A 24412-nucleotide genomic window follows, 5' to 3' on the forward strand; every position below is an offset into this window, starting at 1 on the left:
GCACCGGAACAGCCATGTATTTGTAAAAGATTGCTGTATTCTCCAGCCAACAACTGGATAGCATCGAAATACTTTTGTTCAGGTATGTAATGCGATTGAGTAAAAGCTCGGCTAATACTTAAGCGACACTTTCTGACAGAGAAGTAACTGTTTTTTGAAGCTTTTATGTCTGAGAAATGACAGCAGAACAAACGAAAAATAATTATGATAAAAATCAATCTACTACATCAGTCTGAAACAATCCCTCACCACTGATATCACAGTCATGATCAATATTCAGTAACCACTCTTCCAGCCTGGCAACCAGCTCCTGTTCAGAAAGACGCTCTTTGCCCTTAAGTGCACACTCCCAGACGGTCAGTATCCGGATATGCTGTTCATGCAGAGCCAGACGTTTATTCCGGTCTCTCTGACGGTTACCCTGAATTTTCTCGCGCCAGCGCTCGGGGTTACTTTTGGGCCATTTGAACAGATGACAATCATGGCCGTGCCAGAAGCAACCGTGTATCCAGATCACCGCGTTATAACGAGGAAGGTAAATATCCGGTTTAGAAGGCAGCTCAGGACAATGGATACGAAAACGGAAGCCCTGTCGATGTAGTAAGCTGCGAATATATTTTTCCGGACGGGTATTTTCAGCCCGGATCGCTTTCATATTTTTAGAACGGGTGGCCCTGTCATGAACATCGGTCATCGTCTTCAGCACTCATTATTCCGCTATGAGAGGAAGCGGTATGAAAAAGCGGTACAACCAGGACAGATAACAAAAACGGATACAGAGAAAGCAGAAATCCAGCAGGCTGAAGCAAGAAGGGCTGATAATAAAAGGCAGGGATCAGCCTTTTATTATCAGCACATGAATGCAGGTTAGTCTTCAGAGCGGATCTCTATCCGATCCACTTTCTGGAAACCACGGGGCAGTTTATTTCCCCGGCGTCCCCGTTCCCCCTGGTAGTGCTCCAGATCTGCAGCCTTCAGCACCAGGTGACGTTTACCAGCATGAACTACCAATTGATCGTCTTTAGCCAGTACCACAAAGTCCCTGACAAACTCCTCACGTCCAGCAGATTTGGCTGTAGGGATATCAATCATCTTATTGCCCTTACCTTTGCTTAGCACAGGCAGCTGATCCATACGGAACAACAGTAAGCGTCCTTCTGTGGACACCACGGCAACTCTGGCATCGGTATCATCGGCTGGCACTGCTTCAGGAGGCAGGACTTCACATCCCTTAGGAACTGTCAGCAGCGCTTTACCCGCTTTATTTTTCGCCAGCATATCAGAGGATTCAACGACAAAACCGTAACCGGCATCACTGGCCATCACAAAACGGCGCTTTTCCTCGGCCACAATCAGTCCCTGGAATGTCGCACCCGAAGGTGGATTAATTCTTCCTGTGAGAGGTTCACCCTGCCCACGGGCTGATGGTAACGTGTGGGCTGGCAACGAATAACTTCGTCCACTGCTGTCAATAAAGACCACCTGCTGATTAGAACGGCCCCGACACATCATATGGTAGCCATCCCCGGCTTTATAATTCAGACCTTCAGGATCTATATCATGGCCTTTCGCCGCCCGTACCCAGCCTTGTTTTGACAGAATGACAGAGACCGGATCCGCGCTGACCAGAGCAGTTTCATCCAGTGCTTTTGCTTCCATACGCTCAACCAGAGGTGAGCGTCGCAGATCACCGAATTTATCCGCATCCTCCGACAGTTCATCTTCAATCAGCTTATTCAGCGCTGACTCTGAACCCAGCAGATGTTCCAGCTGCTTACGCTCATCTTCCAGTTCTGACTGCTCGCCCCGGATACGCACCTCTTCCAGTTTAGCCAGCTGACGCAGTTTCAGTTCCAGAATGGCTTCAGACTGACGCTCAGTCAGATCAAATCGCTGAATCAGCTCCTGTTTAGGCTCATCTTCATGACGAATAATCTCAATAATCTCATCAATATTCAGAAAAGCGATCAAAAGGCCCGCCAGAATATGCAAGCGGTCCAGTACCTTCTCCAGACGATACTCCAGACGACGACGCACCGTAACCCGGCGGAAATTCAGCCATTCCGTCAGAATCTGAACCAGGCCTTTCACCTGAGGCTTGCCATCCGTGCCAATCATGTTCAGGTTAACACGGTAGCTCTTTTCCAGGTCTGTCGTGGCAAACAGATGAGCCATCAGCTCTTCAATATCAACCCGGTTTGAACGTGGTACTATGACCAGACGAGTCGGGTTTTCATGATCGGATTCATCTCTCAGGTCAACCACCATTGGCAGCTTTTTCGCCTGCATCTGGGCAGCGATCTGCTCCAGGATTTTTGCTCCGGAAACCTGATGAGGCAGAGCTGTGATGACGACGTCGCCATCCTCAACCTGATAGACAGCCCTCATGCGGACACCGCCACGTCCGGTCTGATAGATTTTCTGCAAGTCAGCAGATGGCGTAACAATCTCAGCATCGGTCGGATAATCCGGTGCTTTCACAAACCGCATCAGGTCTGCTACATCGGATTCAGGATGATGCAGCAGATGGATGCAGGCCTGGGTCACCTCTTTCAGGTTATGTGGCGGAATATCTGTAGCCATACCGACAGCAATACCGGTAGAGCCATTGAGCAGTACATGAGGCACGCGTGATGGCAGTACGGCAGGCTCAGACAGAGTACCGTCAAAATTAGGCAACCAGTCGACGGTTCCCTGCCCCAGCTCTGACAACAGCAACTCAGCGAACTTCGCCAGCTTCGCTTCGGTATAACGCATCGCTGCAAATGACTTGGGATCATCGGCCGATCCCCAGTTGCCCTGGCCATCAATCAGCGGATAACGATAAGAGAAAGGCTGAGCCATCAACACCATAGCTTCATAACAGGCACTGTCGCCATGAGGGTGAAACTTACCCAGTACATCGCCTACGGTACGTGCTGATTTTTTATGCTTGGCACTGGCTTTCAGGCCCAGTTCCGACATCGCGTAAACAATACGTCTCTGAACAGGCTTGAGGCCATCCCCGATGTGGGGTAGTGCCCGATCCAGAATCACGTACATGGAATAATCAAGGTAGGCTTTTTCGGTGTACTGCTTAAGCGAAATCTGCTCGACACCCTCGTGGTTTATCTGTGCGCTCATTGGCGAATATAATCCATAACAGGTTAAAAACTCTGATATCAGTCTAACATCTGTTTATTCTTACAGCACTATCTGTCCGGTTTTCTTCAGATATAGCAGCATCGGCCGATAATCCCTGTATACTCTTTTCTTCCGGTATCTGACTGATCATCTGAGCACAAGCTTCTCTGCTATTCAAAGTTGTCGCACTCTCCTGCGATAAACAGGATAGTACCGAAATGCTTTGTTCGGGTATGTATAACCGGGTATCAATGACCGAATCTTCGAGTAAAGAATATGATTCTTACTGATTATACCTTTCGTCCCGACACAGACAGCCTGGCTGAAGAGAACTGCGCCGATGTCGCGAGAAAGCTGAAACAGGCCTATAACGACGTTCAGGATCACATCGTAATCAACAACCTGGTTGTTGATGTTTATGATCGGAAAATTACTGTCGATCAGGCGGTAATTCATACCTATGGCATCACCCTGATAAACAGCCGGACGCTGTATGGTAAGATTGAGGTGAACTATCGTCAGGAATGGTCACGCAGCGTAAAAGGCAGAGATATTCCTCTGGAAAACCCTACAGAACTGTATAAGCACGTCAGTAAAGCGCTCAGAGATTATCTGGTAAAACACACCGAAGATATTATGAGCAAACACAACGGTGTGCAGAAAAACTTCGATGGCCTGCCAATTGAGCTGATGTTTATTCAGGCACCTAAGTCCAGCCTGCAGGGTAACGGAATCAACTCTTCTAATATTCTGTTTTCAGAACAACTGATACAGACCATTACACGACACTTTAACTCTTATAAAAAGCGAGTGTACCAGCAGTTTGGTGGCATGGACGTTTTCCGCTTTATGTCATCAGATATGTATGCCTGCGCCGATTTTCTGTTGGGTAAAGAGATCGATCGGGAAAGCTATCCAGTAGCTCAACCAGAACAGATGACAAATGCCAGCCAGAGTACAACTTATAAGCCTGCCAAGCGCGTTATTGTCAGAACAAAACGGGTTGGCGGTGGCCCTGGTGTTATCAAAGCACGGGATATTAAACCCAGTCGAAAAAAGCTATCGGCTGAAGGTGGAAAGTAACGGCTGGTTCACATCAGGGTTATCAGACGAATTCATCGGATCATCCAGAAACAGAAACGGAGCATTCTGCTCCGTTTCGTTTTTTCATTACATGGTTAAAGCCTGCTTTACTTCAATCTGAACTGGCTTACCATTTTTTCCAACTGAACAGCCAGCTGCAACAGGCTCTCACTTACCGCCACCCCTTGCTGAGCATCACTGGAAGTCTGTTCGGCAATCAGGCCAATCTCCTGAACACTTTTATTCACTTCAGCAGAAGCCTGCTCCTGCTGCTGTGCCGATATAGTCATCTGACTATTCAGAGCATTAATACCTGATACCGCTTCTGCAATCTCACTCAACGCATCAGAAACCTTCTGCACTTCTTCAACGCTGGAATGCGTACTCTTCTGGGCACCTTCCATAACCTGAACAGCCTCTGCAACTTCCTGCTGCAACTGTTCAATGGTTTTGTGTACCTCCAGAGTTGATTCATGGGTCCGGTTCGCCAGAGAACGTACCTCATCGGCCACTACAGCAAAGCCTCGCCCTGCCTCACCCGCTCTGGCAGCTTCAATTGCAGCATTCAGAGCCAGCAAATTAGTCTGCTCTGCAATAGATGTAATCACATCCAGCACCGTACCAACTTCTGTACTGTAACCTCCAACTTTAGATATAACCTGAGAAGCCTGTTCAATCTCTCCAGTCAGATGGCTGATTGCCTGAATTGCTCTCTCTGTCATCTGATTGCCAATCTGAGCCTGCTGGTCTGCACTGGCAGAGGCTTCTGAAGCACTCTCAGCATAAGACTTCACTTCAAAAGCATTAGTCTCGACCTGCTGCATTGCACTGGCCACAGTATCCGTGCCCCTGCGCTGACTATCGACAGCCGATACTGTCATTTCTGCAACCTGAGAGATACTTTCCGCAGCAGACTTAAGCTGGTGCGTCATACCTGCAACCTGCTGCATGCTTCCCCGGAAGCGACCCAGCATGTTATTAAATGCAGAGGCCAGTGCGCCAATCTCATCATTAGTGCTGGTATTTTGTACTTCTAGCGACAGGTCTGAATTTCTTTCCACATGCTGCATCACTTCTCTGACGTTATTCAGCGGCTTTACGATTAAACGACGCAGCAAATACAGAATAACGATAAAGCCTGCAGTAAACAGCAAAACCTGCGTGATGCCCAGACGCATCAGATTGGCACTGATATGACTATCCAGGGTGCCAAGCGAATAACTGACCCTGACTGCACCTAACACAGTACCTTCCGGTACAATATGACACATCAGACAGTTTGTTCCCCGGTAGTCTTTACTTGCTATAATAGGATTCAGTACCGTCAGCACACGACCACTGTCTCCCTCTGATATCTGCGTAATTTTTTCACCTGAAATGGCTCTGCGATCCAGATCATCAGATATCTTTTCTTCAGGGAAACCCGGACCAAATACTTTATTGACCTCTTCACTTCTAATGATGCGTGCATCCACCACATCAGGCTGGCTCATCACCTTTTTTCGCAAAATATCCCTGTTCTGCAATGTACCTGTAATCATCATGATGTTGACGGCATCAAAGTATGAATCTGCAGTATCCTGCGTGTGCTGCAGAATCACTTCCTCGACCATAGCTCGTTCATTCCTGACACTGAACACCATAGATACTACAAACACAATCGCAAAGACCAGGAGCAGAGCGACCGTAATTTTGGTCTGTATTGATATTCCCGGGGAGGATTGACTCATATTGCTCTCCGCATGATTATTTGATTAAGCGCAATTTTTTTATTATTTGATATTTGTTTTAGACCCATATGATTGAAAAGTCATTGGGTTATTTAATAATGTTTTTAGCATACATATTACAAGCCCGGTTATTCTTGTACCAAAGTACATAAAAAAGAACAGAGCAGGCTTTGTTTTTTGTATGGGTCTTGTAACCTAAGTTCTAGCAAGGAAGATTTCCGTGTCAGAGATCAATATTTCTACCGCCGACGCCGATCAGATCATCGCTTTTCAGGGCCATCCGGGGGCTTATTCACATCTGTCCTGCCGAAAAGCCCGGCCAGGAATGACCCCAATTCCATGCGGCAGTTTTACCGAAGCCATGCAGAAAGTAGAGAAAGGGGAGGCGGCCCTGGCCATGATTCCTATCGAAAACTCTACAGCAGGACGCGTTGAAGAAATTTATCGCCAGCTGCCCAGAACTCAGCTGTCTATTATCGGTGAACATTTTGAAAGTATTAACCACTGTCTGATTGGACTGAAAGGCAGCACACTGGATGAAATCCGCACAGTTTGCTCCCACCCACAAGCTTTAGCACAATGTGATAACAATATTATGAAACTGGGTCTGGAGACTGATGTTAAATCAGATACCGCCGGTGCGGCTCACGAAATTATGCAGCTGCAGGATAAGAGCCGGGCTGCGATTGCATCGTCTCTGGCTGCCGAGCTTTACAAGATGGATATTCTGAAAGAGAATTTTCAGGATCATGATGGCAATACCACTCGTTTTATCATTCTGTCCCGTGAAGCGGCTACACCGGATTATCAACCAGGTCAGAAGTATGTGACCTCACTGATGTTCCGCGTACGCAACCTGCCTGCAGCCTTGTATAAAGCGATGGGAGGCTTTGCAACCAACAATATCAATATGGTCAAAATGGAAAGCTACATGGATACAGGCAGCTTCCAGGCCACCTCTTTTTATCTGGATGTAGAGGCCCATCAGCTGGACCAGGGAATGATTAACGCCCTGGAAGAGCTGGCATTTTTTGCCCAGGATATTCGTATTCTGGGTACATATAAGCCTCATCCATGGCGTCAGCAGGGACGTTCGCTATCCTGATTATCGGTCAGGTCGTGGCACGGGTTCAGATGAACGATATAAAAGAGCCTGCCAGATGGCAGGCTTTTTTATTCAGAAAACGCATCCGATCACTGATTATAGGTAGCAGGGTCAATCCATACGCCCAGGGAGTTACGATCAATCCAGCGGCCTTTGGCCGTTTCTTTATAACGAAAAACGACAATATCACCAACAGATACTGACAGTTCAGGTTCTTCAGTCTGATAGGAAAACTCTTCGCCATCCACTTGCAGGGTATGGCGATAAAGCTCAGGCATCCCCAGCCATTCCTGGAAAGGCCCTTCCGTCGAAACCGATTCCAGTGTTCCCTTGCCCTGCAGTTTTGGAGTACGGGCCCGACGCCCACCGCGGAAGTTACCAGCCATGAAGATTCCTCAGCATCTGTTAGTTTTCATCTGAAATTAAGGCAGGGGATTATAGAGTGTATTTATAAACAGACAAGGTTTTACCCTGAATTCACTCTGTTTACCCGACAAATAGTTAAACCGTAAAATGAAGCATAGACGATTTATTCATCTGAACCACTCATCGCAGCGTACTGGCTGTAATGCTCCGGTGCCAGATCTTCAAAACGGGTAAACTGTCCCCGGAAAGCCAGATGAACCGTACCAATAGGTCCATTACGCTGCTTACCGATAATCACTTCTGCCAGGCCCTTATTATTCTCATCTTCTTTGTTATACACCTCATCCCGGTAGATAAAGGCAATAACATCCGCATCCTGCTCAATCGCTCCGGATTCACGCAGATCTGACATGACAGGACGCTTATTCGGACGCTGCTCCAGACTCCGGTTAAGCTGAGACAGAGCAATTACCGGGCAGTTAAACTCTTTTGCCAGAGCCTTCAGAGAACGGGAGATTTCAGAAATCTCTGCCGTACGATTATCAGATAACCCTGGAACCCGCATTAACTGGAGGTAATCGATCATCACCAGACCGATGTCACCATTTTCCCGATAAAGTCTGCGCACACGGGAACGCATTTCATTCGGTGTCAGTGCTGGCGTATCATCAATAAACATCGGCCGCTCCTGTAACAGGTTCACGGCAGACATCAGGCGGGGCCAGTCTTCATCTCCCAGCTTACCAGTACGTACCTTGCTCTGATCAATCCTCCCCAGAGAGGACAGCATACGCAGCATCAGGGAATCATTGGGCATTTCCATACTGAAAACGACAACCACCTTATCCTGAGAGAGCGCCACATTCTCGACAATATTCATGGCAAAGGTGGTTTTACCCATAGAAGGACGACCGGCGACGATAACCAGATCAGATGGCTGCAACCCGGAAGTCATGCCATCCAGATCCTTAAAGCCAGTGCTGATACCTGTCATGGCTGAGTCGAGCTTATACAGCTCGTCAATCTTCTCAACCGTCTTTTTCAGAATACTGACCATGCCCTCAGGGCCGCCAAATTTTGGCCGGGATTCAGAAATTTCAAATACCAGACGCTCAGCTTCATTCAGCAACTCATCAGACGTTCGCCCCTGAGTATCAAAAGAGTTTTCTGCAATCTTATTGGATGCTCTGATCAGCTGACGCAGGGTTGAACGCTCACGGACAATTTCAGCATATGCCACAATATTACTGGCGGATGGCGTGTTTCTGGCCAGCTCTGCCAGATAGGCCAGCCCACCAATCTGCTCCAGTTCATTTTTCTGATCCAGAATCTCTGAAATCGTCACCACATCGAAAGGCTGAGCCTTCTCAGCCAGTCCTTCCATCGCCATAAAAATCAGCTGATGATCCTTACGATAGAAGTCATTGGCTGTAATACGTTCAGCCACACCATCCCAGGCTTCATTATCCAGTAGCATGCCACCGAGCACTGAACGCTCAGCTTCCAGTGAATGAGGAGGGACTTTCAGTGCTTCTGTTTGATTATCGACAGATGATCGCTCAGACATGAGACAGAACTTCTCCGGGAGTTATACAGACAAGGAGGCCCTGACAGGGCAAGTGCAGTGGAAGTTTAGCCGGAAGTATTCAGAGAATCATCTCTGGCTACCAAAGATCAGCGATAAAAAAAGGCACATGGCTTACGCCATGTGCCTTTTAAGAATCAGATAATCTGATCTTAGTCTTCTGCTTCAACAATAATGCGAACAGCAGTAGTCACATCGCTATGCAGCTGGATAGCAACGTCAAATTCGCCAACAGTACGGATAGGACCTTCTGGCAGACGAACTTCGCTCTTAGCTACATCGATGCCTGCTGCGCAGATTGCGTCAGCCAGATCACGAGTACCGATAGAACCGAACAGTTTGCCTTCGTCACCTGCTTTAGCAACGATAGACAGTTCGATCTCTTCCAGTGCTTCAGCGCGAGCTTCAGCAGCTGCTTTAATTTCAGCAGCCTGAGCTTCCAGTTCAGCACGACGTGCTTCAAATTCAGCAATGTTTGCTGCCGTTGCCATTACAGCTTTGCCATAAGGCAGCAGAAAGTTACGGCCAAAACCGGCTTTAACGGATACTTTGTCGCCTAAGCCACCCAGTTTGCCAACTTTCTCGAGCAGGATAACTTCCATCTCGTAAACCTCTCTTTATTTTATGGCTACAGGTCAGTTTTACCTGTCGTCAGCCTCTGACGAAAATTCAGAGCACTGTCCAGAAAAGCCACAAAAATCATAAATACGTACAGTGAGTGTCCCATGATAAACAGTAATACATAGAAAACAGTTAACCAGGTCTTACTCAATTGTTTGATCGTTACAACACCATGGACTAAAGCGATACAGGCCAACGCCAGCGGTATAGTCAGAGAGGGAATCCATTTCAGCGCCTCCGGTGTCACACCTGCGCCAAAAACAATCACGATTCCCAGAGTCAGTGCACTCCATACAGATAATCTGAGCTGATGGAATTCCAGCTGGAAGCCACCGGGATTAAACTCTCTTGCTTGCCACCACCTAGCCAGAATGAGGCTTAACGCCATCACCAGAGTATGGAAAGCAGAAATCATACCGGTAAAGGTATTGATCAGAAACTGATCAAGCTGAATACCGGCCTGTTCAGCCAGCCCTTCACTGCCACTGATCATTTCACGCCCCAGCTCTGCAAGCTGAGACATAATCTCAGGCGGCAACCATTCAACTGTACTGCCGGTTATAGCTCCCATCACGGCACCAGCCACCAGAGTCTGAGACCAGCTGACTGTGCTCCTCAGCACCATAGCCATCAGCATAACGCCTATGATGACCAGTGCGGGGGTTGGATCGCCCTGACTTAACCAGAAAACAGCAGGCAGTGAGCCCCAGAGCATCACAGTGCTGCCTTCCTGACTCCCCTTTCTCAGGGTAATCAAACCAACTACAGCTGCAGCAACCCAGAAACACATGGGTATAGCTGCACCCATCGCTGTAGCGATAATCGCGTTAGTTCGCGATGTCAGTGCATATGTTGCGATAAACCGCATGCACCTGCCTTATATCGTTTCAGAATTACTGGTGGCTGTCAGTGTATGGCAGCAGAGCCAGGTAGCGGGCGCGCTTGATAGCGGTAGCCAGCTGACGCTGATAGCGTGCTTTAGTACCAGTAATACGGCTAGGAACGATCTTACCAGTTTCAGTGATGTAGCTTTTCAGAGTTTCGATGTCTTTATAATCGATCTGATCTACACCTTCAGCAGTGAAACGGCAGAACTTGCGACGACGGAAAAAACGTGCCATGGATATACTCCCCAAAAGTCTTTAATGATTACTCTTCAGAATCTGCAGCTTCGTCAGCTTCGTCTTCGTTAGATTCAACAGCTTCTGGAGCACGCTCAGCTTTACGCTCGTCACGACGATCTTCGCGAGAGGCTTCAGCTTTAACTGGAGATGCTTCGGTTACAGCGTCTTTAGTACGAACAACCAGGTTACGGATGATCGCATCGTTGTAACGGAAAATACCAGTCAGCTCATCTACTACTTCGCTAGTAGATTCAATGTTCATCAGAACATAGTGTGCTTTGTGGATTTTGTTAATCGGGTAAGCCAGGTGACGACGACCCCAATCTTCCAGACGATGAACCGCACCACCATTTTCCTGTACCAGGCTGGTGTAACGCTCGATCATAGCTGGAACCTGTTCGCTCTGGTCCGGGTGAACCATGAACACAACTTCGTAATGACGCATTATAGCTCCTTACGGTTTTACAGCTTCTCCAAAGGGTAAATTCCCGGAAAAGCAAGGAGTGGAAAGAAACATTGTTCTAAAGAACCGCGGGATTATACAGATACCCCTCGGAGCATACAAGTAATATTTCAGTCAAACAGCCATCTGACTTTTAAAACAGCAAAATCAGTCTTTAAAAGACGATGTAATGTTCAGCTATCACAAATCTGCCGCTGACGTACCGCTTCATACAGACAAACACCGGTTGCAACAGACACATTCAGACTGCTGACTTCGCCAGCCATCGGCAGTTTAACCAGCTGATCGCACTGCTCACGGGTCAGACGACGCATCCCCTTACCTTCCGCCCCCATCACCAGGGCAACAGGCCCTTTCAGATCAGCCTGATACAGACTCTGCTCTGCTTCTCCCGCTGTACCTATAATCCAGATACCGGCCTGCTGCAGCTCTTTCATAGTTCTGGCCAGATTGGTCACCATCACCAGAGGCATCACTTCTGCTGCGCCACAGGCGACTTTTCGTACAGTCGCATTCAGGCTGGCAGACTTATCCTTTGGCACAATCACAGCATGGGCACCGGCTGCGTCGGCAGTACGCAGGCAGGCTCCGAGATTATGAGGATCCGTCACACCGTCCAGAATAACCAGCAAAGGCTGCTCAGTCTGTTCCAGCATAGCCATCAGCCAGCTGTCAGTGTAAGCCTTCAGAGGCTTACAGATTGCAACAACCCCCTGATGTACCCCTTCTCCGGCCAGGTCATCCAACTGGTCACGCTCTGCATAGCTCAGCTTCAGCCCCAGTTGTTCTGCACTGCTTACAATATACTGAATCTTTTCATCATCCCGGTTTTCAAGCAGTTTCAGCTCAATAATCTGCTCAGGCTGACGTTTCAGCATACTGGTGACGGCATGAATACCAAATGCAGCTTCTATCGCTGGACGCTTATCCCCCTGTCGACGGTCATTGCGCTTATGAGATTTATTGCCCTGATGTTTTCGTGGCTGACGCCCCTGATCATTCTGATGTTTCACGTTCTGATGATTCCTGATAACTCTGCCAGTCCGGCAGGGTTAATATTGCAGTCCCCGGCCTTTGATATGCAGTATACCGGGATGACCTGATCTTTAATCTATATCTGTCTGGCCAGCCCGCACAAACTGGCCAGACAGATTCCACCGGAGAATCTGCGATAAATATTACTGACTGGCCTTACGATCTTTTTTACCAGCAGGTCGTTTTTTACCGTTTTTCTTTTTTACCCCGACTTTATCTTTTATCCCGGTCTTGTCTCTCTTACCCTTAAAGCCTGAACGTCCCTTTTCAGCCGGTCTGAGCTTCTTTTTACGGCTGTTTCTATCTGACTTTTTCTTCTTCGGCTTTTTATCTGTCTCCCTGGCAATATCTTCAGCAATGCTTTTTGCCAGAGACAGTTCTTCTGGTGAAATCTGACGTTTACGGGGCTTACGTTTTTTCCCGGCAGTTACAGCAACACTCTGATCCAGCTCAAAATCCACCTTGCGATCATCCAGATCAACCCGGGCAACAATCACATTCAGCTCATCCCCCAGGCCAAAGCTACGTCCACTTCTTTCTCCTCTCAGACGGGCTTTAGCAGCATCAAACTGGTAATAATCAGAGGGCAGCCCCGTCACATGAACCAGGCCTTCGACATAGACCTCGTCCAGGCGCACAAATAACCCAAACCCTGTTACCCCGGTCACCTTACCGGAGAAACTTTCTCCCAGATGAGCAGAGATATATTCACACTTCAGCCAGGCCAGCACATCATAAGTTGCCTCATCAGCTCGACGCTCTGTCATAGAGCAATGCTCACCCAGCTCCAGCATCTGCTCCATTGAGTAAGGCAACCAGCGGCTGCGCGGCTCTGTCACGGCATCCTCTGCTCTGAGAAGATGATTAGACTCCTGTTCACTACGCAACAAGGCCCGAATTGCCCGATGCAACAAAAGATCGGGATAACGACGAATCGGGGATGTGAAATGTGTGTAGGCTTTATAATTCAGGCCAAAGTGGCCTTCATTCTGTGGGGTGTAAACCGCCTGAGACAGAGATTGCAACAGCATCGTCTGAATCGTTTCAGCATCCGCTCGACCCTCAATCGCCTGCAGGATAGTCTGATAATCCTCCGGTGCTGGCTTAAGCCCGCCACCGAGTTCCAGGCCCAGCTCACCCAGAAAGGTTTTCAGTTTATCCAGTCTTTGGGACTTAGGCCCCTGGTGTACCCGGAACAATCCGGGCAATGTGTACTTCTCCAGAAAACGGGCAGAAGCCACATTGGCGCACAACATGCACTCTTCTATCAGCTTATGAGCATCGTTGCGCACAACAGGCACAATGCGCTCAATCTTACGCTGATCATCAAAAACAATTCGGGTTTCAGTGGTTTCAAAATCAATCGCTCCACGCACACCACGGGCAATACGCAACAATTTATATAAGTCGTACAGCGTGTGGATATCTTTTACCAGTCCCTGATATTCCGGCTGTTTAAATATCACTGCATCGGGATGTTCGGGATTATCCAGCAAAGCCCCGACCTGAGTGTAAGTCAGCCGGGCATGGGAGCGAATCACAGCTTCACAGAACCGATAACGGCTGATCTGTCCTTTTGCACTGATGCTCATTTCACATACCATGACCAGACGATCAACATGAGGGTTCAGAGAACAGAGACCATTGGACAGAAGCTCTGGCAACATGGGGACGACCTGCCCCGGAAAGTAAACCGAGTTCCCCCGACGATGGGCCTCATGGTCCAGCGGCGTATTTACCCCCACATAATGAGAGACATCGGCAATGGCGACATACAACTTCCAGCTGCCCCAGCGTTTCTTCTCACAGAATACCGCGTCATCAAAATCCTTTGCATCTTCACCATCAATCGTCACAAAGGGCAGATGACGCAAATCAATCCGACGCTCTTTATCTGCCTCGGCCACCTGAGCAGACATACCTGCAATCTGATCCAGCACCTCTTGCGGAAACTCATGGGGAATTCCATGCTGGCGAATAGCAATATCGATCTCCATACCCGGCGCCATTTCATCGCCCAGTACTTCTGTTACTTTGCCCTGAACATGCATTCGGCGCTGAGGTTGCTGGGTAATCTCTACACTGACCATCTGTCCGGCTTCAGCATTCAGTTGCTCTCCGGGAGGAATCAGTACATCGTGGTGAATTTTCGGATTATCCGGCCTGACAAAGGCAATACCATTATCTTCCAGGTAACGCCCGACCACTTTATGAGTATTATGCTGCAGGGTTTCAACAATATTCCCCTCCCGACGTCCCTTGCGATCAGTACCAGTCACCCGAGCCAGCACCACATCCTCATGAAACACCTTTCTCATCTGAGGAGCAGCCAGGAAAAGGTCATCAGAACCATCATCCGGTATCAGAAAACCATAGCCATCAGCATGAGCCTCCACGCGCCCTTTGACCAGCTGCATACGGGATACAAGACCATACGCCCCTTTACGGTTACTCAGTAACTGACCGTCACGTTCCATAGCTCTCAGGCGGCGGCGTAAAGCTTCAATATCCTGATCATCTTCCAGCCCCATACGCTCGCATAGCTGTATATGCGTCATAGGACGGCCATAATTACTGAGCCAGTCCATGATAAATTCCCGGCTTGGCACCGGATTATCATATTTACCCGACTCTCTATCAGCATGCGGGTCCTGCTTTACTGACCAGGGTTTCATATATTTCGCCTTAATTTAATGAAATCTGTTTTGCCGTTATACGTAAGCATCGCTGTAAAGGGCTTAAATTGCCTGTGATTATAAGGCATAGAGATACTTTTTACTCTTTTTGCATTTTTATTAAAAAAAACAGTTGCATTACCCGAACCCCTACGTATAATACGCACCCATCGCTGAGACGCCCAGGTGGTGGAATTGGTAGACACGCTAGCTTCAGGTGCTAGTGGCCGTATGGCCGTGGAGGTTCAAGTCCTCTTCTGGGCACCATTAAATGTCTCAGTGTTAAGTCAGGATAATCCTGATAACCGTTAAGGTTAGGACCTGTGTTATGCCCAGGTGGTGGAATTGGTAGACACGCTAGCTTCAGGTGCTAGTGGCCGTATGGCCGTGGAGGTTCAAGTCCTCTTCTGGGCACCAATCCTTTCTAAAAGATCCTTTCTTTTTTCAGAACTACCCTTTTAAAGTTAATATCTTGATTGTTTTTTCGATTCTTCATCAGACATCCATGATGAGTAATCTGTATTTTTTTCAAGACGCTCCTCGGAAGTTGCTGGTAGTTGTGTCAGAAAGTTCAGCTTTGTCTGCTGTTCAATATCATCAATACTCACCACAAACTCTGTTAGCGGCTCGCGCCCTGTAGCACTTTGCGGCATTAGAAAAGCCAGTGCAGACTTAACCCGGCCACTTTCATCAATACCCAAAAAAATCTTGTAGAATTGATCTGGTATTTCGATCCAGGATTTCAGCCGTTGAGTATCCGTATCAAAAACAGGCCCAGTGATCACATCAACAGTATCAAAGCGGCGGGTAAAACCAGTAATTGCCAACTCTTCCAGTCGCTGCCAGAGCTTACGATTCAGATCGGGTTTCTGAGGGGAGATATTACTCACCAGAAAAGTATCACGCTGAGCGTCACGACCGTATAAACGGGAAATAGCATAATTAGGTGCCAGATGCCCCCGGTCATAGCCCGAAGCCGTAAAGTCACTGTGCTCGACAGGCCAGATTAATCGCCAGTCTTTACGAAAGCGACCAGGTCTTGGAAAGGACCTTTTACTCACCCTGGGTGGTATTTTCCTGATCCGATAACTGACCCAGAGCGGATTCAGGCGCAGATCAGAATATCCTAGGATAAAATCCTGATTCCTCAGCACACGATATCTGTCCTTCCAGCTATCGCCAGTTTCTTCCGGTAAACCACCGGTCATCCTGTACCGGTTATGAAATAGCTCCAGATAACCCCAGCCAGCAACCAGGAGTATGCTAATCAGCATCAGTCCCCTGATTTTTATCGAATATTGTTTCACAGTACCTCCCTGTACCCTTCTGCGCGTCTATTCCCGATCAAACATATGTATCAGATCAACAGATTCACCATAGTTCATAATCTTTGGCCGGAAGCCACATTGCTGCTCAATTTCACTTTGCAGCGCCTGCTGAGCACTGCTTTCACCATGAACCAGCCGGACATCAGCAACCTTATCAAACTTCTGTAACCAGACAATTAACTCATAATGCCGGATCAAAAGGAAAGTCCTCAGTATTTCTCTGCTCATCCCTGTAGCTTCCCTGAATTAACCCACAATCCAGCAATATCCGATAATGCCCAACCTGCAACAAGTGGCAGGATCCGGTGACTTCCTGAGCGGCACCGAAACGGGTAATACTGATCATTGCCTGTCCCTCCTGCATCAGATTCCATACATAATATACCAGAGCAGACTCATGGAATGCTCAGAGCAGTGTCCAGATCATATTAACTGTAATAAATACCGGCCAGACGCTAATTATCGCTAGCCTAACGCTGATAGAATGGGTAGAGTCAATGAGCAAATACATCTGCTGTGTGATGGCCATGCTACGTCTGATCTATCTGTTTATCTTACTGATTATCTGTCCATTGTCTGCGCAGGCACAGGACATGTTTAAACGGGATACCGGTGATCATAAAAGTGATCCCCTGAAAGATTTCAGAGTTCTTCTTAATGAGCAGCTTAATCCGACACGAGCAACAGTAGAACGGGTATTTAATCCTCTGGGGGATGGCGAGTCCCTGTTGGTCAGAGCGTATGTTACCGGCCCTGAAGAACTGGTTTTCAGACCTTTATTTAATGAATCTCCCGAAAATGCCCAGTCAGACAGTTTCATTCTGCGTACACTGCCCGGCACAGAATTAAAAGAAGTCCTGATCAACTTTGAACCCGATACTGAAGAATACCGATTGTATTTTGGTCAGTTCCATTATGGTGTATCGCCCGATCTGAGCCAGGTCACTCATATTAATGCTCGTCCCGAGTCAGCCCCTTTTCTGGCGCAGAATTTTCAGACATTGTTTATCGACCATCCTTCCTCTGCTCTTGGTCTGCGCTATCTGACAGATATACAACGCCAGCAGAACCTGACAGCGATCATGCAACTGAAGAAAGAATACCGGGACAGTATGACCGACCAGTTGTTAATAAATAGCAATGGGCATATCGTCAATCCGTACCGTCTGATTCCATACGAAGGTATTGCAGTCACACCGGTATGGTTTATTGAACAATACCATCTGGATACAAACGGAACTTTCCGTTATTACGTACAACCTGAGGGACTGCAGAGTTTCCGACTGGGTATTGATGGCACCCCTCTGGCTGAAAGCTGGATATCTCGTCAGGCAATGCAGTCCTATCGTCTGCTGCCCAATGCCGCTCAGGAGTCAGAGCCATCCACTCAGGGAGAACTGAAAGATGGCCCGGTATTACTGAAAGCCAATGAATTGATTCGGGAGACCGAAGCATCCGAATAAAATGATACTGACAGCAGGTGCGGCAAAAGGTCGCTGTTTTTCAGAGCCAAACAGGGTATTCTTCTGAAGAATATGATCTGCACCAATGCAGACAGGCAAAAGATCTGGCTATCATCCGGACATTATTAAAAAAAGAAAAGCCAGCAGCACTGATTGCACTGGCTGGATTGAGCTTGGAACCATAACGATAAGGTGAAACCTGATGAAAAAAATCCTTGCAATTGCAGGTGTTGTAGCAATGGCAGCCTCTGGCTCTGCTCTGGCAGCTGATGCCGCTGCTGGTAAAGCCAAAGCCGCTGTATGTGCCGCTTGTCACGGTATGGACGGTAAAGCAACAGCACCAATTTACCCGAATCTGGCTGGCCAGAATGCAGCATACCTGGAAAGCGCTCTGAAAGCTTACAAAGCAGGTCAGCGTAAAGGTGGTCAGTCTGCAATTATGACCGGGATGGCAGCCCCTCTGAACGATACAGATATCGCGAACCTGGCAGCATACTACAGCTCTCTGAAATAATTCATTGTCTGAGAGTTTATCCGGAGTTTCATGACTCCCGGAACTGAAAGGTCTGGCCAGGTGTCAGACCTTTTACGTTATGGCAGCTTACTTATCTTTCATACATGACACGGGTTATCCCTTTGACCAGAACAGAGTGAACCGGGCAACGCCCTTTTAAAGAAATCACTGACAGGAGAGTTCATGTGAAGCTATCACGTCGAAAATGCCTGATATGGGTTGCCAGCCTGCCTCTGGTACCCTTTGCCAGCCAGCCTGTTCAGGCTGCGTTTCCTGCTCTGTCTGAACAACATCGTCAGGCCAGATTATACCGTTACCGGAAGGATGCGAGACGTGTTCGCCATCCCCGCTACATTGGTGGTCAGCAGTGTCTTAATTGTGACCGTTTCCGCACACTGGACGCCTGGTGCAGCTTATTTCCCGAATACAGCGTCAGTCCCTCTGGCTGGTGTGATCAGTGGCAGCTGAAATCCGGAACCCATTTACATTCACCGTCTGCAATATCCCCCGCTTCAGACAGTGGAGGATATATTCCCCTGAACTCAATCCGTCAGAACAACGAATAAGTTGCCCTGAACCCGCAACATCATTACGGCATCAGATAAGTGAAGAAAGCCCGGAAGACCGGGCTTTTATACTCTGTATTATTCAGGCTTAGCTATATCACACTGCTATAACCCGGAGGTGAAGACTGTTTCTCACTTTCAGCAGACGCCTTAACCGGCCAGTGCCATGTTTTTTTCAGCTCTCCCTCAGAAATAGTCTGTAGCTGTACAGGGAATCCCCACAACTGATGAATATATCGCAACACGGATTCCGTATTGTCATCCAGAGGTCGGCGGTTATAAGCATAATGATGCAGAGTCAGTGACCGGTCTCCTCGAATATTGGCTTCAAATACCTGAATATTAGCCTCTCGATTACCCAGATTATACTGAGCAGCCAGCTGTTCACGGATATGGCGATAACCATCTTCATTATGGATCGCTGCAATTTCCAGCTCCGAATCCCTATCGTCATCAACAACAGAGAAAAGCTTAAGATCCCGCATCACTTTTGGCGACAGGAACTGGAGAATAAAGCTCTCATCCTTAAAGTTCTGCATAGCAAAATGCAGAGTCTTCAACCAGTCACTGCCCGCAATATCCGGGAACCAGTGTTTATCCTCCTCAGTTGGTTCCTGGCAGATACGCTTGATATCTGTAAACATGGCAAAACCCAGTGCATAGGGGTTAATCCCATTGTAATAGGGGCTGTCATAAGACGGCTGAAATACGACACTGGTATGTGACTGTAAAAACTCCAGAATAAAGCCATCAGTGACCAGACCTTCGTCATACATATGGTTCATGATGGTATAGTGCCAGAACGTCGCCCAGCCCTCATTCATCACCTGGGTCTGACGCTGAGGATAAAAATACTGTGCCACTTTGCGTACAATCCGCACCACCTCTCTCTGCCAGGGCTCCAGAAGGGGAGCATTTTTTTCGATAAAGTACAGGATATTCTCCTGCGGTTCTGAGGGATAACGGGCATGTCCCAGGCCATCGTTATCGTCACTGCCTTTCTTGAAAGGGATCGTGCGCCAGAGACGGTTCACCTGCTGCTGCAAATATTCCTCCCGTTCCTGTTGACGCTTCTGCTCCTCTTCTGCAGAAATGGGGGCAGGCCGCTTATAACGGTCAACACCATAATTCTGCAGCGCATGGCAGGCATCCAGTAACGCTTCGACTTCTTCAACGCCATGACGCTCTTCACACTGAGTAATATACTTTTTGGCAAACAGCAGATAATCAATAATGGCCCCGGCATCAGTCCAGGTTTTAAACAGATAGTTGCCTTTAAAGAAAGAATTATGACCATAACAGGCATGAGCAATCACTAACGCCTGCATCATCATGGTGTTTTCTTCCATCAGGTAGGCGATGCAGGGATCAGAATTAATGACCAGCTCATAAGCCAGCCCCATCTGACCTCTGCGATATCCCTGCTCCACCGATAAAAATTGTTTACCAAAAGACCAGTGATTATAGCCAAGAGGCATCCCTACTGATGAATACGCATCCATCATCTGCTCTGAAGTGATGACCTCAATCTGATTAGGATAAGTATCCAGCTTATATTCCCGGGCAATGCGCTTAATTTCACGATCATAGTCATCCAGTAATTCAAAGGTCCATTCTGATCCGGTGGAGATCGGCTCTCTTTTTTTATCAGTCATGCCTCTTTCCTCCTGAACAGTTCACGGAATACCGGATAAATATCCGCTTCACTGACAATCTGCTCCATCGCAAACTGATCAGGAAAGCGCCCCATAACGCCGGTATATTCTTCCCAAAGCGCCTGGTGGGCATGAGGTGTAATCTCGACATAAGCGAAATACTGCACCAGAGGCATCAGCTCGTTAATCAGAATCTGACTGCAGTTCGTCGAATCATCATCCCAGTTATCGCCATCGGATGCCTGGGCAATATAAATATTCCACTCATTGGTCGGGAAACGTTTAGCAATCACTTCCTGAGCCATACGAATCGCGCTGGAAACAATCGTGCCACCCGTTTCTCTCGAGTAGAAGAACTCCTCCTCATCCACTTCTTTAGCGCTGGTATGGTGGCGAATAAACACCACTTCAATTTTCTGATAGTTCCGCTCCAGAAACAGATACAGCAGGATAAAAAAGCGTTTTGCCATATCCTTATGGGCCTGAGTCATAGAACCGGACACATCCATCAGACAGAACATTACCGCCTGATTACTGGGCTGAGGTTCCTGCCTGAAATTGTTATATCTCAGGTCATAAGTATCCAGGAAAGGAACCCGTTCAATTTTTTGCTGTAACTGAGCAATCTCCTGCTCCAGTGCCTCAATGCGTACCGGATTCCTGAGCAGTTCATCCTTACTGACTTCCTGCTCCAGCTCAGCCTGCAGCTCTTTCAGGCGACGACGGCTTTTACCTGTCATAGCCAGGCGACGGGCATGGGCATTACGCATAGAGCGCACAATATTCATTTTGGCAGGTGTGCCATCTTTGACAATACCCGCTCTGACCAGCTTTACCGCTTCCATGTCCCGGAATTCTTTCCGAACCAGATTCGGTAGCTCCAGTCCATCAAACATGAACTCCAGAAACTCATCTTTTGTAATAGAAAAAGAGAATTCATCTTCTCCTTCCCCCTGGTTACTGGCTTTGCCATCACCAGAGCCACCACCAGCACCACCCTGAGGGCGCTTAAAACGATCACCTTTTTCAAACTCTTTGTTACCCGGACTGACAAACTCTCTGTGCCCCCCTTGCCCCTGCTGGAAAACGGGTTCACTGACATCTTTAGTCGGGATATTGATCTTTTCTCCATGCTCCAGGTCTGTGATGCTGCGCCGGTTAACCGCATCGGTGACCGCTTTTTTAATGTGGTCGCGATAGCGGCGCAGAAAGCGCTGGCGATTAACCGCGCTTTTGTTTTTGCCGTTCAGGCGTCGGTCGATAATAAAACTCATGCGGATTCTCCTTCTGCATCGGCAAACACATCATCAACGCCAGCCTGACAGGCAGACGTTGATGCTGTGAAAGAAGAGTCAGCCGTTACAGGTCAATGACGGCTGAATCGTCTGCATTTCGCCTCTTACTGGGATTTACGCACCCGCAGATACCATTCCGACAATAAGCGCACCTGTTTCTCTGTATAACCACGTTGCTTCATACGTGCAACGAAGTCTTCATGCTTACTCTGCTCCTGTGAAGAAGCCTTAGCATTAAAGGAAATAACTGGCAGCAACTCTTCTGTATTAGCGAACATTTTATGTTCAATCACGGTTTTCAGTTTTTCATAGCTCAGCCAGGATGGATTTTGCCCATTATTCTGGGCTCTGGCTCTGAGAACAAAATTCACCACCTCATTACGGAAATCTTTAGGGTTACTGATGCCTGCGGGTTTTTCTATCTTTTCAAGCTCTTCATTCAGAGACTGACGATCAAAGAGCTCGCCTGTTTCGGGGTCCCTGAACTCCTGATCCTGAATCCAGAAATCAGCATAAGTGACATAACGATCAAAGATGTTCTGACCATATTCGCTATAGGATTCCAGATAGGCGGTCTGAATCTCTTTACCAATAAAGTCCACATACCTTGGTGCCAGCCATTCTTTAATAAAGCGCAGATAACGCTCTCTGATATCAGCCGCGTACTGCTCCTGTTCAATCTGTTTTTCCAGTACATAAAGCAGATGCACCGGATTAGCAGCAATTTCAACCGCATCAAAGTTGAAAACTTTAGACAGAATTTTAAAGGCAAAACGGGTCGACAGGCCTTCCATACCTTCATCGACACCAGCGCTATCCCTGTATTCCTGGATCGATTTGGCTTTAGGGTCGGTATCTTTCAGGTTTTCACCATCATAGACCCGCATTTTTGAGTAGATACTGGAATTTTCCGGCTCTTTCTGGCGAGAAAGCACCGAGAACTGAGCCAGCATTTTCAGAGTATCAGGCGCACAATGAGCATTAGCCAGAGAGCTGTTCTCCAGCAATTTCTCATAGATTCGGACCTCTTCCGACACCCGCAGACAGTAAGGCACTTTGACAATATAAACACGATCCAGGAAGGCCTCGTTGTTTTTATTGTTTTTGAATGTCGTCCATTCTGACTCATTGGAGTGTGCCAGAATAACGCCCTGATAAGGGATAGCAGACATACCCTCTGTACTGTTGTAGTTACCTTCCTGAGTCGCAGTCAACAGCGGGTGCAGCACCTTAATAGGTGCTTTAAACATCTCAACAAACTCCATCAGGCCCTGATTTGCCCGACACAGACCACCCGAGAAGCTGTAAGCATCCGGATCATTCTGTGCAAACTCTTCCAGCATACGGATATCCACTTTACCCACCAGGGCACTGATATCCTGATTGTTATCGTCGCCGGGCTCTGTTTTCGCTACTGCGATCTGATCCAGACGCGATGGATATAGTTTCACGACACGGAATTTTGAAATATCACCGCCGAATTCTTTCAGACGCTTGACCGCCCAGGGCGACATAATGGTACTTATATATCGTCTGGGAATACCATATTCCTGCTCAAGAATTTCTGCATCCTCTTCCGGATCAAACAATCCAAGAGGCGACTCAAATACAGGAGAACCTTTAATCGCATAAAAAGGTACTCTCTCCATCAGTGCTTTAAGGCGTTCTGCCAGAGACGATTTACCACCACCAACCGGGCCTAACAGATAGAGAATCTGTTTACTTTCCTCAAGTCCCTGAGCAGAGTGGCGGAAATAGGATACGATCTGTTCAATAGCTTCTTCCATTCCATGGAATTCGGAAAACGCCGGGTAACGACGTATTACTTTGTTAGAAAAAATTCGACTTAAACGCGGGTCTTTTGCGGTATCAATGACTTCTGGTTCACCTATTGCCTTCAACATACGCTCTGCGGCGGAGGCATAGGCCATTGAATCATTTTTACAGATGTCCAGATACTCCTGCAGGCTGTACTCTTCCTGCTGAACCCGATCAAAACGGTTTTGTACATGACTGAAGATGCTCATAATATGGCCTCCTTACAATACAGCCGTGACAGCGGGAGTTGTAACTATGTACTGCGGTACCAAAAACTCTCAGGTCACATTTACAGCATAGACGAAGTACAGAGCTGTCAATAAAACATTACGTTCTGAGTACAAAATTAGATGAATAAAAAACTCAGCTTTTTAGTCAGGATAATGGAAAGTCTTTTAAATCAGCAGGTAACAATTCAGTCCGTACCATCATAAAAATTAACTGTCATAAAAATAAACCGGGAGGCCCTCTACCATGGCCCTGTTTATCACCACCGTAATACTGAGTCTGGTGATAGTGATCATCAGTCTCTGGCTGGCCAGCTTTCGCCATGCGCCTAAATTTCACCATGACCGTCAGGACTATATCGCTCTGCTGCAGGCGGTTCTGAGCGGGCAGGCCGATTATGATCAGTGGAGTAGTATTATTCATCTTCCGGTTCGTCATGACCCGGAGCTGGAAACACTCCGACAGGCCTGTGTTTCGATTGAAGCCGAATACTACAAAGGGCACCCTGTCCAGCTGGGAAAACCCGGTGGCATGTTTACCCGGGAAGGTCTGAAGCAACTGGAGCTGATTCTAAGACAGCTACAATCAGATAGTTCGTTTCAGGCCTGATCGTCTCAAGCCTCAATCAAATGAGA

23 protein-coding genes and 2 tRNA genes are annotated in these 24412 nt (G+C 47.7%); 8 read left to right on the forward strand and 17 right to left on the reverse strand.

Annotated features, from left to right (window positions below):
- Positions 1 to 214 precede the first annotated feature (214 nt).
- Together H4O21_RS01205 and parC are read right to left on the reverse strand one after the other, a co-directional pair.
- Positions 215 to 706 (reverse strand): very short patch repair endonuclease, encoded by a 492-nt coding sequence (locus tag H4O21_RS01205; protein WP_368737504.1) that lies wholly within the window; start codon positions 704 to 706, stop codon positions 215 to 217.
- A gap of 161 nt (positions 707 to 867) precedes the next feature.
- Positions 868 to 3123 carry a DNA topoisomerase IV subunit A gene (gene parC / locus H4O21_RS01210; protein WP_182807010.1) on the reverse strand — a complete coding sequence of 752 codons (2256 nt, stop codon included), beginning with the start codon at positions 3121 to 3123 and terminating at the stop codon, positions 868 to 870.
- 276 nt (positions 3124 to 3399) lie between these two features.
- On the opposite strand from parC, the gene H4O21_RS01215 reads away from it, so the two are divergent.
- The gene (locus tag H4O21_RS01215) at positions 3400 to 4206 is read left to right on the forward strand and encodes a nuclease-related domain-containing protein (RefSeq protein WP_182807011.1); all 807 of its coding nucleotides are present in this window, start codon (positions 3400 to 3402) and stop codon (positions 4204 to 4206) included.
- Between the two features lie 107 nt (positions 4207 to 4313).
- On the opposite strand, the gene H4O21_RS01220 is transcribed toward H4O21_RS01215, so the two are convergent.
- A complete protein-coding gene (locus H4O21_RS01220) occupies positions 4314 to 5936 on the reverse strand; it encodes a methyl-accepting chemotaxis protein (RefSeq protein WP_182807012.1) in 1623 nt (540 codons plus the stop codon).
- 220 nt (positions 5937 to 6156) lie between these two features.
- Between H4O21_RS01220 and H4O21_RS01225 the strand changes: the two genes are divergently transcribed.
- Positions 6157 to 7041, forward strand: coding sequence for a prephenate dehydratase (locus tag H4O21_RS01225; protein ID WP_368737505.1), 885 nt, complete (start codon positions 6157 to 6159; stop codon positions 7039 to 7041).
- A gap of 89 nt (positions 7042 to 7130) precedes the next feature.
- Here the strand turns inward: H4O21_RS01225 and H4O21_RS01230 are convergent, their stop codons facing one another.
- The 8 genes from H4O21_RS01230 to rnr all read right to left on the reverse strand — a co-directional run bounded on the left by H4O21_RS01230 (position 7131) and on the right by rnr (position 14910).
- Positions 7131 to 7427 carry a hypothetical protein gene (locus tag H4O21_RS01230; RefSeq protein WP_182807013.1) on the reverse strand — a complete coding sequence of 99 codons (297 nt, stop codon included), beginning with the start codon at positions 7425 to 7427 and terminating at the stop codon, positions 7131 to 7133.
- Between the two features lie 143 nt (positions 7428 to 7570).
- Positions 7571 to 8974: a replicative DNA helicase gene (dnaB, locus tag H4O21_RS01235; protein WP_182807014.1), complete on the reverse strand. Its 1404-nt coding sequence runs from the start codon at positions 8972 to 8974 to the stop codon at positions 7571 to 7573.
- A gap of 170 nt (positions 8975 to 9144) precedes the next feature.
- Positions 9145 to 9594, reverse strand: a complete 450-nt coding sequence (gene rplI / locus H4O21_RS01240) for a 50S ribosomal protein L9 (RefSeq protein WP_182807015.1) — start codon at positions 9592 to 9594, stop codon at positions 9145 to 9147.
- 26 nt (positions 9595 to 9620) lie between these two features.
- A complete protein-coding gene (locus tag H4O21_RS01245; RefSeq protein WP_182807016.1) occupies positions 9621 to 10481 on the reverse strand; it encodes a hypothetical protein in 861 nt (286 codons plus the stop codon).
- A gap of 25 nt (positions 10482 to 10506) precedes the next feature.
- Positions 10507 to 10734 carry a 30S ribosomal protein S18 gene (gene rpsR / locus H4O21_RS01250; protein WP_182807017.1) on the reverse strand — a complete coding sequence of 76 codons (228 nt, stop codon included), beginning with the start codon at positions 10732 to 10734 and terminating at the stop codon, positions 10507 to 10509.
- A 28-nt stretch (positions 10735 to 10762) separates the two neighbouring features.
- Entirely contained in the window at positions 10763 to 11182 is a 420-nt protein-coding gene (gene rpsF / locus H4O21_RS01255) for a 30S ribosomal protein S6 (protein WP_182807018.1), read from the reverse strand.
- Positions 11183 to 11373: 191 nt separating this feature from the next.
- The gene (gene rlmB, locus H4O21_RS01260) at positions 11374 to 12114 is read right to left on the reverse strand and encodes a 23S rRNA (guanosine(2251)-2'-O)-methyltransferase RlmB (protein WP_368737507.1); all 741 of its coding nucleotides are present in this window, start codon (positions 12112 to 12114) and stop codon (positions 11374 to 11376) included.
- A 264-nt stretch (positions 12115 to 12378) separates the two neighbouring features.
- On the reverse strand, positions 12379 to 14910 hold the full coding sequence (gene rnr / locus H4O21_RS01265) for a ribonuclease R (RefSeq protein WP_182807019.1): 2532 nt from the start codon (positions 14908 to 14910) through the stop codon (positions 12379 to 12381).
- Between the two features lie 180 nt (positions 14911 to 15090).
- Between rnr and H4O21_RS01270 the strand changes: the two genes are divergently transcribed.
- Both H4O21_RS01270 and H4O21_RS01275 read left to right on the forward strand, forming a co-directional pair.
- Positions 15091 to 15177, forward strand: a tRNA-Leu gene (locus tag H4O21_RS01270).
- A 63-nt stretch (positions 15178 to 15240) separates the two neighbouring features.
- Positions 15241 to 15327, forward strand: a tRNA-Leu gene (locus tag H4O21_RS01275).
- A 47-nt stretch (positions 15328 to 15374) separates the two neighbouring features.
- Here H4O21_RS01275 and H4O21_RS01280 read toward each other — a convergent pair.
- Genes H4O21_RS01280 through H4O21_RS01290 form a run of 3 tightly spaced genes read right to left on the reverse strand, consistent with a single transcriptional unit; the run spans position 15375 to position 16584 of the window.
- Positions 15375 to 16184, reverse strand: coding sequence for a DNA/RNA non-specific endonuclease (locus H4O21_RS01280; RefSeq protein WP_182807020.1), 810 nt, complete (start codon positions 16182 to 16184; stop codon positions 15375 to 15377).
- A gap of 60 nt (positions 16185 to 16244) precedes the next feature.
- Positions 16245 to 16436, reverse strand: coding sequence for an MBL fold metallo-hydrolase RNA specificity domain-containing protein (locus H4O21_RS01285; protein WP_182807021.1), 192 nt, complete (start codon positions 16434 to 16436; stop codon positions 16245 to 16247).
- A complete protein-coding gene (locus H4O21_RS01290; RefSeq protein ID WP_182807022.1) occupies positions 16420 to 16584 on the reverse strand; it encodes an MBL fold metallo-hydrolase in 165 nt (54 codons plus the stop codon). Before H4O21_RS01290 ends, H4O21_RS01285 begins: the two co-directional genes overlap by 17 nt.
- Before the next feature lie 151 nt (positions 16585 to 16735).
- Between H4O21_RS01290 and H4O21_RS01295 the strand changes: the two genes are divergently transcribed.
- From H4O21_RS01295 to H4O21_RS01305, 3 genes are all read left to right on the forward strand, one after another.
- Positions 16736 to 17701 (forward strand): hypothetical protein, encoded by a 966-nt coding sequence (locus tag H4O21_RS01295; RefSeq protein WP_182807023.1) that lies wholly within the window; start codon positions 16736 to 16738, stop codon positions 17699 to 17701.
- Between the two features lie 202 nt (positions 17702 to 17903).
- A complete protein-coding gene (locus H4O21_RS01300) occupies positions 17904 to 18215 on the forward strand; it encodes a c-type cytochrome (protein ID WP_182807024.1) in 312 nt (103 codons plus the stop codon).
- A gap of 185 nt (positions 18216 to 18400) precedes the next feature.
- On the forward strand, positions 18401 to 18781 hold the full coding sequence (locus H4O21_RS01305) for a high-potential iron-sulfur protein (protein WP_182807025.1): 381 nt from the start codon (positions 18401 to 18403) through the stop codon (positions 18779 to 18781).
- A gap of 92 nt (positions 18782 to 18873) precedes the next feature.
- On the opposite strand, the gene H4O21_RS01310 is transcribed toward H4O21_RS01305, so the two are convergent.
- From H4O21_RS01310 to H4O21_RS01320, 3 genes are all read right to left on the reverse strand, one after another.
- Positions 18874 to 20436, reverse strand: a complete 1563-nt coding sequence (locus H4O21_RS01310) for a SpoVR family protein (RefSeq protein WP_182807026.1) — start codon at positions 20434 to 20436, stop codon at positions 18874 to 18876.
- Positions 20433 to 21710: a YeaH/YhbH family protein gene (locus H4O21_RS01315; protein WP_182807027.1), complete on the reverse strand. Its 1278-nt coding sequence runs from the start codon at positions 21708 to 21710 to the stop codon at positions 20433 to 20435. Before H4O21_RS01315 ends, H4O21_RS01310 begins: the two co-directional genes overlap by 4 nt.
- Before the next feature lie 125 nt (positions 21711 to 21835).
- Positions 21836 to 23758: a PrkA family serine protein kinase gene (locus tag H4O21_RS01320; RefSeq protein WP_182807028.1), complete on the reverse strand. Its 1923-nt coding sequence runs from the start codon at positions 23756 to 23758 to the stop codon at positions 21836 to 21838.
- A gap of 265 nt (positions 23759 to 24023) precedes the next feature.
- Between H4O21_RS01320 and H4O21_RS01325 the strand changes: the two genes are divergently transcribed.
- Positions 24024 to 24386 carry a hypothetical protein gene (locus H4O21_RS01325; RefSeq protein WP_182807029.1) on the forward strand — a complete coding sequence of 121 codons (363 nt, stop codon included), beginning with the start codon at positions 24024 to 24026 and terminating at the stop codon, positions 24384 to 24386.
- Positions 24387 to 24412 lie beyond the last annotated feature (26 nt).

It is taken from the genome of Oceanospirillum sediminis (genome assembly GCF_014164585.1).
Classification (GTDB): Bacteria; Pseudomonadota; Gammaproteobacteria; order Pseudomonadales; family Halomonadaceae; genus Oceanospirillum; species Oceanospirillum sediminis.

What these genes read in the sequence shown, in the direction of transcription:
- H4O21_RS01300 (WP_182807024.1), top strand. Translation starts at nt 17,904, where the DNA reads ATGAAAAAAATCCTTGCAATTGCAGGTGTTGTAGCAATGGCAGCCTCT.
- rnr (WP_182807019.1), bottom strand. Translation starts at nt 14,910, where the DNA reads ATGAAACCCTGGTCAGTAAAGCAGGACCCGCATGCTGATAGAGAGTCG.
- H4O21_RS01215 (WP_182807011.1), top strand. Translation starts at nt 3,400, where the DNA reads ATGATTCTTACTGATTATACCTTTCGTCCCGACACAGACAGCCTGGCT.
- H4O21_RS01315 (WP_182807027.1), bottom strand. Translation starts at nt 21,710, where the DNA reads ATGAGTTTTATTATCGACCGACGCCTGAACGGCAAAAACAAAAGCGCG.
- H4O21_RS01325 (WP_182807029.1), top strand. Translation starts at nt 24,024, where the DNA reads ATGGCCCTGTTTATCACCACCGTAATACTGAGTCTGGTGATAGTGATC.
- H4O21_RS01295 (WP_182807023.1), top strand. Translation starts at nt 16,736, where the DNA reads ATGAGCAAATACATCTGCTGTGTGATGGCCATGCTACGTCTGATCTAT.
- rpsR (WP_182807017.1), bottom strand. Translation starts at nt 10,734, where the DNA reads ATGGCACGTTTTTTCCGTCGTCGCAAGTTCTGCCGTTTCACTGCTGAA.
- H4O21_RS01230 (WP_182807013.1), bottom strand. Translation starts at nt 7,427, where the DNA reads ATGGCTGGTAACTTCCGCGGTGGGCGTCGGGCCCGTACTCCAAAACTG.
- parC (WP_182807010.1), bottom strand. Translation starts at nt 3,123, where the DNA reads ATGAGCGCACAGATAAACCACGAGGGTGTCGAGCAGATTTCGCTTAAG.
- H4O21_RS01245 (WP_182807016.1), bottom strand. Translation starts at nt 10,481, where the DNA reads ATGCGGTTTATCGCAACATATGCACTGACATCGCGAACTAACGCGATT.
- H4O21_RS01290 (WP_182807022.1), bottom strand. Translation starts at nt 16,584, where the DNA reads ATGATCAGTATTACCCGTTTCGGTGCCGCTCAGGAAGTCACCGGATCC.
- H4O21_RS01320 (WP_182807028.1), bottom strand. Translation starts at nt 23,758, where the DNA reads ATGAGCATCTTCAGTCATGTACAAAACCGTTTTGATCGGGTTCAGCAG.
- rplI (WP_182807015.1), bottom strand. Translation starts at nt 9,594, where the DNA reads ATGGAAGTTATCCTGCTCGAGAAAGTTGGCAAACTGGGTGGCTTAGGC.
- H4O21_RS01310 (WP_182807026.1), bottom strand. Translation starts at nt 20,436, where the DNA reads ATGACTGATAAAAAAAGAGAGCCGATCTCCACCGGATCAGAATGGACC.
- rpsF (WP_182807018.1), bottom strand. Translation starts at nt 11,182, where the DNA reads ATGCGTCATTACGAAGTTGTGTTCATGGTTCACCCGGACCAGAGCGAA.
- H4O21_RS01280 (WP_182807020.1), bottom strand. Translation starts at nt 16,184, where the DNA reads ATGCTGATTAGCATACTCCTGGTTGCTGGCTGGGGTTATCTGGAGCTA.
- H4O21_RS01220 (WP_182807012.1), bottom strand. Translation starts at nt 5,936, where the DNA reads ATGAGTCAATCCTCCCCGGGAATATCAATACAGACCAAAATTACGGTC.
- dnaB (WP_182807014.1), bottom strand. Translation starts at nt 8,974, where the DNA reads ATGTCTGAGCGATCATCTGTCGATAATCAAACAGAAGCACTGAAAGTC.